Below are 11,940 nucleotides of genomic sequence, written 5' to 3'. Positions count from 1 at the left end.
CCACCCCACAGCCCCCCGGGCCGACCCCGTCCGCGCGGTGGAGAACGAAGCCCCCCCCCCCCCCCGCCGCGGGGGCGGGGGCGGGGTCGGGTGACAATCTATCAGCCGGGCGGGGCGGCCGCCCCGCCCGACTCATCGAAGGTCACCGGACCCCGCCCCAGCCCCAGCGGCTGGTGGTGCGGGGGCCTTCGTACTCCACGTCGCTGACGGGCTCGGCCAGGTGGTCTCTGGGGTGCCGTCCGCGGTGGCCTCCCACATGGCGAGGTGGACATCCCAGGTCGGGCGCGCGCGACGTACGGTCGGTCGAGAGGTGGGCAATCGCCGGGAAGTCCGCGAGATCCTCGTCTCGCGGCGAGCAAAGATCACACCCGAACAGGCCGGTCTCCCCGCCGGGTCCAAGCGCCGCGTACCGGGACTGCGCGCAGCGAGGTCGCGGCGCTGGTCCGACGTAGACGTCGAGTACTACTCCAAGCTCGAACGGGGTCCCTCGTCGGCGTCTCCGCCGGAGCCCTGGACGCCGTCGCCCGCGCCCCGCGGCTGGACGACGCCGAGCGCGCCCACCTGGTCGACCTGGCGCGCGCCGCGTGACGGCAGCGGTGCCCCCATGCGGCAGGGGCGCCGTCGGCCGAAACGCTGGACGCCCCATCCCAGCCCGCAGTGGACCCTCGACGCGATCACCGAAGGCGCCGCCTTCGTCCGCAGCGGCCGCATGGACCTGCTGGCCACGAATCGCCTCGCCCGCGCCTTCTACCACGACGTCGGGTTGCGGCCCGCCTCGGTGCGACGAGGGCCTGGAGATGGCCGTCGAACCGGGCCTGACCCTCACCATCCACGCCGCCGAACCCAACTCCCCATCGGCAGAATCACTGAGCCTCCTCGCCTCGTGGGCAGTGACCCGAAACTCCCTCCCGGCAGGCTGACCGGGCGCGGCCTCGTCCAGAGCGAGCGGCACCTCACAGCGGGTCGAGGATCATGAGCACCTCATCGTGATCGTCCCCCTCGGCAAGCCGGAGGGCGCCCGGCCACCGACCGACTTCCTTCCAGCCGAGCCGCCCGTAGAAGTCCTCCAGGCCCACGCCACCGCGGGCGGCGAGATGCAACTGCTCCAGCCCCATCTCCTCCCGGGCGACCCTGCGCACTCCGTCCATGAGGGCACGCCCGACACCGCGCCCGCGCACGGCGGTGCGGGTCTGGACATGATGGAGAGTGCCCCAGTGGGCGATCAGCTCGAACCGGTCACGACGGACGTTGAGCCACCCGGCGAGTTCACCGTCGACGTCCACCGTGAGGAGCCGACTGGTGTCGGGGGAGAGCAGGCCGACGATGCGATCGAGGACGGGAGTCACCGTATCGGCATCCACAGGCGGAAAGGGAAAACCGGCCGCACCACCCGAGTTGGTGACCTCCACCCAGCATTCGACAAGCGCGCGCCGGAGTCGAGGGGTGACGGCATCGGGCGAGGTGAGCTGCTGAAGGGTGAGGGAGTCGGTGATCACCCCAAGATCATGACACCCCCCTCTGACAGAGCCGATCGGTACGGCAACCGCCATCGCCGCGGTGCAGGACAGGATCGATGCACGGACGCAGCGCTCCTAAGGGGGGTTAACCCCCGGCACCGCCCTGAAGACAGCGCATCGGCATGTCAGGGGGAGAGCCGGATGGGCCGGTTCTCTCTCCGCTGGTGGGATGGTCCCCGACACCGGCTCCGGAGGAAAACAGCCGCAGGCCACAGCCTGAGCGGTCCCTCAACGCGCAGGCAACGCGAACAGAAAAGGGATCACCATGCACGTGTCAGGAAGGCGTCGGAGAGGCTCGCTCGTCCTGAGCAGCCTGGCCGCCGCGGTCCTCCTCGCCGCATCGACCGGGCTGACGGCGACGGCGAGGCCCCAGTCGGCCGATCCGCTCCAGCAGCAGGTGGACGCGGTCCGCGACACCGGGGCCGTCGGTGTGTTCGCCGAGGTGACGTCACCGGACACGCGTGACAGCGCGCGCGCCGGGACAGCCGAGAGGGGCACCAAGGGACCGATGCCACGGAACGGTAGATTCCGGATCGGTAGCGCCACCAAGACCTTCACCGCCACGGTCGTACTGCAACTCGTCCGCGAGGGGCGAATGTCCCTGGAGGACACCGTCGAGCGGTGGCTGCCGGGAGTGGTCCGGGACAGCGGAAGCGACGGCAGTCGGATCACCGTGCGGCAACTGCTGCAGCACACCAGCGGCATCCGTGACGTCCTGCCGCGGATACCTTCCTTGAACAGCGCGGACGGCTACCGAGCCGAGCGGTTCCGCACCTACACCCCCGAAGAGTTGGTGGGGCCGGCGATGCGGCACCCTCGCCCTCCCGGCTTCTCCCCGGGCGATGACTGGTCGTACTCCAACACCAACTACATTCTCGCCGCGATGATCATCCATGAGGTCACCGGCCGGAGTTGGGCACAGGAGGTGAAGGACCGGATCATCCGCCCGCTGCGCCTGAGGGACACCAGTACGCCCGGCGCCTTCCCGTACATACTGGGCCCGCACGCCCGGAGCTACGCCGCGTTCGGCACCGACACCAGCATCGACGTCACGGCGCTCAATCCGAGTATGGCCGTCGGCTCCGGCTCGATCATCAGCACCACGCACGACCTGAACCGCTTCTACGGCGAACTGCTCGGCGGCCGTCTGCTGGCCCCGGCGCAGCTCGACGAGATGACGACCACCAAGCCCGCGCCCGAGCTGGGCGTGCGGTACGGACTCGGCCTGGGCGAGATCCCCCTGTCCTGCGGCGGCAGCTACTTCGGTCACCCGGGCGAACTGCTCGGCTACCGCACCTGGGCCGGCGTCACCCGGGACGGGACCCGGACCGCCGTGGTGTACGTCACCAGTGACGGCGGCAAGGACACTCAGCGGGCCATGAGCGCACTCGTGGACCGGGAATTGTGCCGGACCCGGCCCCCGCAGGACGAACGTCAGGGTCGCGTCGGGGCCCCGGAACGCGCACCGAAGGAACTCACACAGGCTGGAGGTCCCTCCGGCATCCGTACAACGCGATAACCCATCCACGCCCCCGTACCCGCCCCGCCCTTCCTGGGCCCGCGCGTCAGTGACCGTGCATGCTCTGCGCCATCCGCACCAGCTCGTCCGTCTCCGGCGCGTCAATCTCGACGTCCAGGACGGTGCAGACGCGGGCGAGCATGTAGTAGAAGCCCGCCAGGACGAGGGTCTCGACGATCTGTTCCTCGGTGTAGTGGGCGGCCACTGCCGCATGGCGGGCCTCGTCCACGAGAGGTGAGGCGGCCGCGGCCGCGGCGAAGCCCAGGAGCGCCCGCTGGGCCGGGGTGAAGACGTCGGCGTCGTACTGCTTGCGGCGCAGGGCCGTGCGCTGTGCGTCCGTGACACCCACGGCCCCGGAGATGGGGACGTGCTGCGCCCACTCGTACTCGGCCTCGAAACTGGTGGCGTAGGTGAGGATGAGCAGCTCGCGGTCCATCGCGCTGAGGCTGCCGTCGGCGAAGAGGGCGGCGCCCAGCCGGGCGATCTGGGTGACCGACCGGGACGCGTGGCCGAGAATCCGGTACACGTTGATGATGCGCCCCTGGCTGAGGGAGCGCAGGGCTTCGGGCATGGCCTCGGCGTCGAGGCAGGGGATGCGGGACATGAGGTCTCTCCTTTGGGGGCGGGCCGCCCGCCGGGGAAGAGCGGGGCAGCGCGAGTGAAGGCGAGCGGTGGGGGAGGAATGGGCGTGGTGAGCGCTGCGGGGCGGCGTCAGGACGCCAAGTCGTCGTCCCAACGCGGTTGCGACGAGCCACGGGGGACCAGGAGCGGACCGCGCCAGGCGGGCGGCGTCTCGCTCAGGCTGACCGGCGGCGCCACCAGGGAGAGGTCGCCGAGCGGGGTGGCCCGGGTGAGGCGCCGGGGCGGCGGCAGCGGGGCCGGTGGAAGGAGCCGATCCGACTGCTTGCGTGTGAACGTGCCCAGCTCCCAGGCCCAGTTGGCGACACCGGCGAGGGAGACCCGGACCTGGTAGCTGCCGCCCTCGCGCGCGCGGCGCAGCACCGCGCTCATGACACCGGCGGCGGCGAGATAGGCGGCCAGGTAGTCGTTGAGCATGCGGCCGGGTGGCAACTGGGGGCGCCCGTCCTGCTGCTCGCTCCAGTTGACGCCGGTCAGGGCCTGGGCGTGCTGGTCGAAGCCGCCGCGGTCCTGCCAGGGGCCGCTGTGGCCGTAGCAGCGTACGGAGACGTGGATGATGCCGGGGGAGATCTCCGCGCACTCCTCGGGCCCGAGTCCGAGCCGGGCCATCTTGGAGGGCCGGTGGTTGTGCACGAAGACGTCCGCCGTGCGCAGCAGATCCTCGAAGGCGCGCCGGCCGTCGCCGCCGGCGTTCAGGGGGAGGCGGGCCGAGCGCAGGCCGACGCCGGTCTCGTTCCAGCACAGGTCGTGGTCGAAGGCGTTCGGCTCGCACACATGTAGTACGTCGGCGCCCTGTTCGGCGAGGACCCGGCCGGCCGCGGTGCCCGCGAAGACATGGGTGAACTGCAGGGAGCGCAGACCGGACAGCGGCTGGGCGCCGGCCGGCAGCGGACGCGGCGGTGCGTCGCCCACGCGCTCGACGGCCACGAGGGGTTCGCTGAGCACGGCCCGGCCCTGGGGGTGGGCGAGGAACTCCTCCCTGCTGCGTACGATCGCCAGCGGGACACCCCGGGCGGCGGCCTCCTCCTCCAGATCCCAGGAGATCCGGCCCGCGATGGCCGCGCCGATGTGTTCGCGGGTGTGCGCGGTGCCGAGCAGGTCGAGGAAGGCGTCCCGCGTGTTCGGGTAGCAGGCGATCGGGATGGCCCAGCGGTCGTCCGCGGTGCGGTACAAGTCCCACAGGGCGGGGGCGAGATCGCCGTCGAGCCCGAGGACGCTGCCCATGTTGGAGCCGTAGCCGTTCAGGGTGTTGCCGCCGCCGAGGTAGGGCGTGAGCTGGTGCAGCGCCTGCCCGAGGTCCAGGCCCAGCCGCTGTGGGCGGCCCGTCGCGGTCCGCCAGATCTGTGCCGCGCCGACGGCGGCGGACAGCAGGGCTATACCCATGGCCGAGCCCAGCCGAATGGTGGACGGCACCAGCGGATCGTGTCCGTCCACGGCGAGTTCGCTGACGGCCTCGTCGCGTGAGAGGCCCAGCGCCTTCAGTGTCCTGTCTAATTCACCGACCAGATCGAATTCGTTTTCGTCCATGCCGGAAAACATATCACCGATTCGGTGGAGGTAAACCGACCGTGGCATATTTATGGATGTCTGCGGGCGGGTCGGTTGACGGTCCGCCGGATGCGCGGAAGTCTTCATCAGTCGGCTATCAGGTCACTATCAGGAACGGCTGTTTCGATTTTGGTCAGCAGTCGATTCGTAGAGAGGTGGTGACGTGGGTGTCGCATGATATTCCCACCATGGAGAAGCTGAGGCTCCTGCCGGAGTACGAGCGTCGGGAGCTCATCGAGGACCTGGTCGTGGGGGAGTTCAGGAGCGCCCTTTTCATGACCGAACACGAGGAGTTCTCCCTGGATACGGGCTTCCTCGACCTGGGACTCACTTCGCTGCGACTGAGCGAGGTGAAGCTCTCCCTGGAGCGAAGGCTCGAGTGCGAGATTTCGACGGCCGCCCTTTTCGGTCACCCGACCGCCGGTCAGTTGATCGACCATCTCTGTGCGTGATCTGCTTCCTGACCGGAGGAAATAAATGTCGGACCCATCGAATCCGGAAGCGGCCGAGCTGGCCGCCGTAATCGCCGATTTACGACGCAAGGAGGAAGCACTCGCCGCCCTTGAACGCGAGAAATACGAACCCATAGCCATCGTGGGTATGGGGCTGCGTATTCCGGGCGGGAACAATGACGTCGACACGTTCGCGGAGTTCCTGCGCGAGGGGCGTTCGGGAGTCGGGCCCCTGCCGGCCGACGAGCGCCGCCAGATGGCCCCGGCCCCGGACAGTGAGTCCTCGGACAGTGAGCCCCCGGACCCTGAGTCCCCGGGCGACTGGCCGCGCGGCGGCTTCGTACGCGACGTCGACCGCTTCGACGCCGCCTTCTTCTCGGTGTCGCCCAAGGAAGCCCCCTACATCGACCCCCAGCAGAGGCTGGCCCTCCAGACGGCCTGGGAGGCGCTGGAGCACGCGGGCATCGATCCCACCTCGCTGCGGCACGGCGACACCGGCGTGTACATGGGCGTCACCACGCTCGACTACATCTTCGAGTCCACCGGCCTCGCCCCCGCCGACCTCGACGGCTACCTCGCGCCCGGACTGACGCACAGCGCGGTCTCGGGCCGACTGTCGTACTTCCTGGGACTGCGCGGACCGTGCATGACCGTCGACACCACCTGCTCCTCGTCGCTGACGGCCACCCACCTGGCCGTGCAGGCGCTGCGCGGCGGCGAGTGCGGCCTCGCGCTGAGCGGGGGCGTCAACGTCATCCACAACGCGCACAACCACACCATCCTGTCCCTGGGCGGGGTGCTCGCCTCCGACGGGCAGTGCAAGACCTTCGACGAGCGGGCCGACGGCTACGCCCGCGCCGAGGGGTGCGGGGTGCTCGTCCTCAAGCGGCTCTCCGACGCGCTGCGGGACGGCGACACCGTCCACGCCCTGATCCGGGGCTCCGCGGTCGGCCAGGACGGCGAGAGCGCGGGCCTGGTGGCCCCCAACGGCGCCGCCCAGGAACAGGTCATGCGCTCCGCACTGGCCCGGTGCAGGCTGGAGCCCGGCGACATCCAGTACGTCGAGGCCCACGGCACGGGCACCGCGCTCGGCGACCCCACCGAGATGGACGCGATCAGCGACGTGTTCGCCCAGTCGCACACCAGCGACCGGCCCGTGGTGGTGGGCTCGCTGAAGACGAACATCGGCCACATGGAGGGCGCGGCCGGTGTCGGCTCGATCATCAAGGCGGCGCTCCAGCTGCGGGAGAAGACGGTCTTCCCGCACCTGAACCTCGTCACGCCCTCGCGGCGCATCGCCTGGGACGACGCTCCCGTCACCGTCCCGACCCAGTGCGGCCCGTGGCCCGGCACAGGCACCGGGCGCGCGATGGTGAACGGATTCGGAGTGACGGGCACCATCGCCTCCGTAGTCCTGGAGGAGGCGCCGGTCACGTCAGGCACCGAAACGGACGAGTACGGCACCGACGCGCGCCCCAGCGCCGTACTCACCCTCTCCGCCAAGAGCCGCACCTCGCTGCGGCGGCTCGCCGAGCGCTACCTAGACCACCTGAACGCGCACCCCGACGCCCCGCTCACCGACCTGTGCCGCACCTCCAACACGGGGCGCGCCCACTTCCGTTACCGGATCTCCGAGGTGGTGAGCGACCGGGACGACACGGTACGGGCGCTGAACAAGCGCGTCGCGTCCCTGACGGCGGGCACCGCCCGCGGTGGCGCGGCGAGCGTCCCGAAGGTGGCGTTCCTCTTCTCCGGCACGGGCACGCAGTACCCCGGCATGGGCGCCGCGCTCCACCGGCAGTACCCGGTCTTCCGCGCCGCGCTCGACGAGTGCGACCGCATCCTGACCCCGCTGCTCGGCGTCCCGCTCGGTGAGCTGGTCCGCGGCGAGTGCGAGGCACCCGAGCGCGTCCACGAACCCCGGTATCTGCAACCCGCGCTGTTCAGCCTCGAATACGCGATGGCCCGGCTGTGGCTGTCCTGGGGCGTGCGCCCCTCGGTGCTGATGGGCCACAGCCTGGGCGAGTTCGCCGCCGCCGCGGTGGCCGGCCTGTTCTCGCTGGAGGACGGGGCCCGTCTGGTGGCCGCGCGCGGACGGCTGAGCGAGGCGGTGCGCAGCAAGGGCGGCATGGCGGCGGTCGGCGCACCCGCCGCCGAGGTCGCCCCGCTCCTCGAAAGCTACCCGGACCTGACGGTCGGCGCCGTCAACGGTCCCGGCCAGTGCCTGCTCACCGGCGGCAACGACTCGCTGGCCGACGCGGGCCGGCGGCTGGCCGAACGCGGCGTGAAGTTCACCCCGCTGCGCGGCGCCGTGCCCTACCACTCGCCGCTGATGGCCGAGATCGTCGACGAGTTCCGCGAGGTGCTCGCCACCGTCGACTTCCGCCCGCCGACCATGGCCCTGGTGTCCAACGTGACCGGACGCGTCGCCCGCGGACGGCAGATGGCGGACCCCGAGTACTGGATCAGGCATCTGCTCGAACCGGTGCAGTTCGAGGCCGGCGTCCAGGCGGTGGACCAGCGCGGCCGGCACGTCTTCGTCGAGCTCGGCCCCTCGGCCGCGCTCACCGCGCTGGCCAGGACCTCGGCCGGTGAGGCGGACCACGTCTGGCTGAGCAGCACCTTCCGCGACGACCACGACGGCGACATGATCCGCCGTTCCCTGGCCAAGGCGTACGAGGCGGGCGTGCAGGTCTCCTGGGCCGGCTACCACGAGGGCGCGCCGCGGCGCCGGATCCCCTTGCCGTCGTACCCCTTCGACGGCAAGCGGTACTGGCTGCCCACCGCGCAGCGCCGGGCCGCCGAGGCCGCCTGGCAGGCGGAACGGAACCCCGAGGGCGAACGGGGCGCGAACGGCGGCCTGTTCTACGAGCAGCACTGGCTCGCCCAGACGCTGCCCGCCACGCGGCGGGAGCGGCGGCGCGTACTCGTCACAGGGGACACGGCGCGGCTGCCGCGCGGGCTCGCGGAGGCCGCCGCCGCGGACGATGTCACCCTGACCGTCGCCACCGACCCGACGGCCCTGGCGGGCGCGCTGGACGACGAGCCGCCCACCGACGTGTGCTGGCTGTGGCGATCCGGCACGGAAGACGCAGGAGCGGACACGGACACGGACGCGGACACGAACGCGGATGACGCGGCGGCACGGCTGCGCGCCGAATGCGAGGTCAACTACCGCGATCTGCTGGCCGTACTGGACACCCTGGCCCGCAAGGGCTTCGGCCGTGGCCAGCGGCTGTGGCTGGTCACCGAGGGCGCACAGCACCTGCCCGGCGACAAGACCACCGAACCGGCGGCCGCGGCGACCCTGTGGGGCTTCGGCCGGGCCCTCGGCATGGAGTTCCCCGGATACCGGGTGACCCTGGTGGACCTCCAGCCCGGCACCGACGGCGTCAGCGGCCTGGTGGGGGAGTGGCTGGCGGCCGGGGAGAGCGAACTGGAGATCGTCCACCGCGACGGCGAGCGCTGGGTGCGCCGACTGCGTACGGCCGAGCCCGTCCCCGCCGCTTCCGGGCCCCTCACCATCCGCCCCGACCGCACCTATGTGGTGGCCGGCGCCACCGGCATGGTCGGACGGGCCCTCGCACACCGACTGGCCGCCCTGGGCGCCCGGCACCTGGCGCTGCTGAGCCGCACCGGCGGCCCGGCCCCCGCGCTCGGCGACGGCGTCACGGCGAGCGTCCACGCGTGCGACCTGGGCTCCGCGAGTGACGTCTCGCGCGTCCTGGCCGAACTGGCCGCCACCGCACCCCCGGTGGGCGGCGTGATCCACGCCGCGCAGGAGGCCGCGCAGGACCTCCCGCTCGCCCAGCAGACCTGGGAGAGCCTGGACGCCGTCTTCCGTACGAAGGTCTACGGTGCCTGGCTGCTGCACGAGGCGACCGCCGACCTGCCCGAGCTGGACTTCTTCCTCGGCTGCTCCACGGCCGGAGCCCTGCTCGGCGCCGCCACCCAGACCGGCGCCGGAGCGGGCAACGCCTTCCTCGACCACCTGATGGCACAGCGCGCCGGCGCGGGCCTGCCCGCCACCGCCGTCAACTGGGGGCCATGGGCACCCCGCGAGCCCGGGCAGCAGCTCAGCTCCTCCCTGGTCCGCAGCTGGGAGGGGCAGGGCATCACACTCCTGGAGCAGGACGCGGCCACCGACGCGCTGCCCGCACTGCTGGACGCCGGGCGCACCCAGATCCTCATGGGCCACTGCGACTGGAACCGCTTCGTGGCCCGCAGGGCGCCGAGCGCGCTCTTCGCGGAGCTGGTCTCGGGGCCCGCCGCGGGCGGGGCACAGACCGACATCAGCGCCCTGACCACCGCCCCCGGAGCCGCCCGCTCGGCCGGGATCAACGCGATCGTGCGGGCCCGGCTCGCGGACGTCCTGCGCTTCGAGTCGGCCGACGACCTCGAATCCGACGCCGAACTGGCCGCCCTGGGCATGGACTCGCTCAACGCGGTCGAGATCCGCAACTCGCTGGAGGCAGCCTTCCGGGTCACGCTGCCGGCGTCCGTCACCTTCGACCGGCCCAGCGTGGACCTGCTCACCGAATACATCGAACAGCTGCTGTCCGGCGCCGAGGCACCGGCGCACGCGGCGGGAACGGGAGCACACCGATGACCACGTCACCGCGACCGCGGACCCTTCAGGAAGTGATCGCCCGGCAGGCGGCGCTCCGGCCGGACCAGCCGGCCGTCGTCTGCTCCGGCCGGACGCTCACCTACCGGGAACTGGACCGGGAGAGCGAGCGCACGGCCCGGGTGCTGCGCGCGTCCGGCGTCGGACCCGGCTCCCGCGTGGGCTACCTCGGCAAGGAGGCCGTGGAGTACTGGGAGCTGGCCTTCGCCTGCGCCAGGACCGGCGCGGTCCTCGTCCCCGTCAACTGGCGGCTGACCGCGCAGGAGGTGGACCACATCCTGCGCGACTCCACCACCGAGGTCCTCCTCGTGGACGAGGAGCACCTGCCGGTGGCCGCCGAGGTGCGCAAGGGGCTGCCCACGCTGCGGACCGTGCTGTGCCTGGACGCGCACGCCGCCGACGCCGAGTCCCTGACCCGCCTCAAGCACTCGGTGTCCGCCGAAACCGGCCCGCGGAAACCCGGAACCGGGCAGGCGGACGGCGGCGAGGACAGCGCCGTCGTGCAGATCTACACCAGCGGCACCAGCGGCCTGCCCAAGGGCGTCGTCCTTCCCCACCGCAGCTTCTTCAACGTCGCCGAGGCGATGGACGACCACGGCCTGGACTGGCTCGACTGGAAGCCCGGCGACCGCAGCCTGATCGGCCTGCCCGGCTTCCACATCGGCGGCCTCTCGTACGGGATGCAGGCGTTCAACGCCGGTGCCACGGTGGTCTCCCTGCCGGCCTTCATCAGCTCCGACGCGGTACGGGTGATCGAGGAGGAGCGGGTCACCACCGCCATCGTGGCCCCCGCCATGCTGGAACTGATGCTCGCCGAACCGGCCGCCTCCAGGGGCGCCCTCGGCACGCTGCGCAAGGTGGTCTACGGAGGCTCCCCCATCGGAGAGGACCTCCTGAGCCGGGCGATCGACGTCCTGGACTGCGACTTCCTCCAGATCTACGGCAGCAGTGAGACCGGAAACTTCGCCGTCTGCCTGCCGCCCGCCGACCATGTCCCCGGCAGCCCGCGGCTGCGCGCGGCGGGCCGCCCGTACCCGGGAATCGAGGTACGTATCGAGGACACCGAGGGCAAGGAGCTGCCGACCGGGGAGGTCGGGGAGATCTGTGTGCGCACACCCGCCCGGATGCTCGGCTACTGGCGGCTGCCCGAGGCCACGGAGCGCACCGTGGTCGACGGTTGGGTGCACATGGGGGACGCGGGCTGTCTGGACGAGGACGGGTTCCTCTACGTCCGTGACCGGGTCAACGACATGATCATCGTGGCGGGGGAGAACGTCTACCCGGCCGAGATCGAGGACGCCCTCGCACGGCACCCCGCCGTCGCCGGGGCGGCCGTGGTGGGCCTGCCGCACGAGCGGTGGGGGGAGTCCGTGCACGCCCGGGTGGTTTTGGAGGCCGGGCAGCAGGCCGGGGCCAGGGACCTGCTGCTGTTCCTGCGCGGTCGTCTCGCGGACTTCAAGATGCCCACGTCGTACGACTTCGCGGAGGCACTGCCCCGCAACCCCAGCGGCAAGGTCCTGCGGCGGGCCGTGCGCGACGAACTCGCCGCCGCGAAGGTCTGACCGGCCGCGCACCCCATACGGCGGTGGCCCGCCCCCTCGGTTCGACGAGGGGGCGGGCCACCGCCGCATGCGCGGC

The 11,940-nt window shown here is 71.7% G+C and carries 7 protein-coding genes and 1 pseudogene; 5 read left to right on the top strand and 3 right to left on the bottom strand.

What is annotated here, in order from left to right; translation table 11 throughout:
• The first annotated feature begins 310 nt into the window (after nucleotides 1-310).
• Nucleotides 311-920: pseudogene (locus ACWDVB_RS37140) on the top strand (MmyB family transcriptional regulator).
• A gap of 33 nt (nucleotides 921-953) precedes the next feature.
• On the opposite strand, the gene ACWDVB_RS37135 reads toward ACWDVB_RS37140, so the two are convergent.
• The gene (locus ACWDVB_RS37135; RefSeq protein WP_451519869.1) at nucleotides 954-1,493 is read right to left on the bottom strand and encodes an N-acetyltransferase family protein; all 540 of its coding nucleotides are present in this window, start codon (nucleotides 1,491-1,493) and stop codon (nucleotides 954-956) included.
• 289 nt (nucleotides 1,494-1,782) lie between these two features.
• Here ACWDVB_RS37135 and ACWDVB_RS37130 point away from each other — a divergent pair, with 289 nt between their 5' ends.
• Nucleotides 1,783-3,036, top strand: a complete 1,254-nt coding sequence (locus ACWDVB_RS37130) for a serine hydrolase domain-containing protein (protein ID WP_451519868.1) — start codon at nucleotides 1,783-1,785, stop codon at nucleotides 3,034-3,036.
• A gap of 46 nt (nucleotides 3,037-3,082) precedes the next feature.
• Here ACWDVB_RS37130 and ACWDVB_RS37125 read toward each other — a convergent pair whose 3' ends face one another.
• The gene (locus ACWDVB_RS37125; protein WP_451519867.1) at nucleotides 3,083-3,640 is read right to left on the bottom strand and encodes a carboxymuconolactone decarboxylase family protein; all 558 of its coding nucleotides are present in this window, start codon (nucleotides 3,638-3,640) and stop codon (nucleotides 3,083-3,085) included.
• A 107-nt stretch (nucleotides 3,641-3,747) separates the two neighbouring features.
• Nucleotides 3,748-5,202 carry a CoA transferase gene (locus ACWDVB_RS37120; protein WP_451519866.1) on the bottom strand — a complete coding sequence of 485 codons (1,455 nt, stop codon included), beginning with the start codon at nucleotides 5,200-5,202 and terminating at the stop codon, nucleotides 3,748-3,750.
• Between the two features lie 209 nt (nucleotides 5,203-5,411).
• Here ACWDVB_RS37120 and ACWDVB_RS37115 point away from each other — a divergent pair, with 209 nt between their 5' ends.
• Genes ACWDVB_RS37115 through ACWDVB_RS37105 form a run of 3 tightly spaced genes read left to right on the top strand, consistent with a single transcriptional unit; the run spans nucleotide 5,412 to nucleotide 11,864 of the window.
• Entirely contained in the window at nucleotides 5,412-5,675 is a 264-nt protein-coding gene (locus ACWDVB_RS37115; protein ID WP_451519865.1) for an acyl carrier protein, read from the top strand.
• A 25-nt stretch (nucleotides 5,676-5,700) separates the two neighbouring features.
• Nucleotides 5,701-10,284, top strand: a complete 4,584-nt coding sequence (locus tag ACWDVB_RS37110; protein ID WP_451519864.1) for a type I polyketide synthase — start codon at nucleotides 5,701-5,703, stop codon at nucleotides 10,282-10,284.
• Entirely contained in the window at nucleotides 10,281-11,864 is a 1,584-nt protein-coding gene (locus tag ACWDVB_RS37105; RefSeq protein ID WP_451519863.1) for a long-chain-fatty-acid--CoA ligase, read from the top strand. The genes ACWDVB_RS37110 and ACWDVB_RS37105 overlap by 4 nt, the downstream gene beginning before the upstream one ends.
• Nucleotides 11,865-11,940: the final 76 nt, after the last annotated feature.

Source organism: Streptomyces sp. NPDC003379, assembly GCF_053589195.1.
Note: the sequence above shows the minus strand (reverse complement) of the source record. Positions and strands in the feature narration are given on the sequence as shown.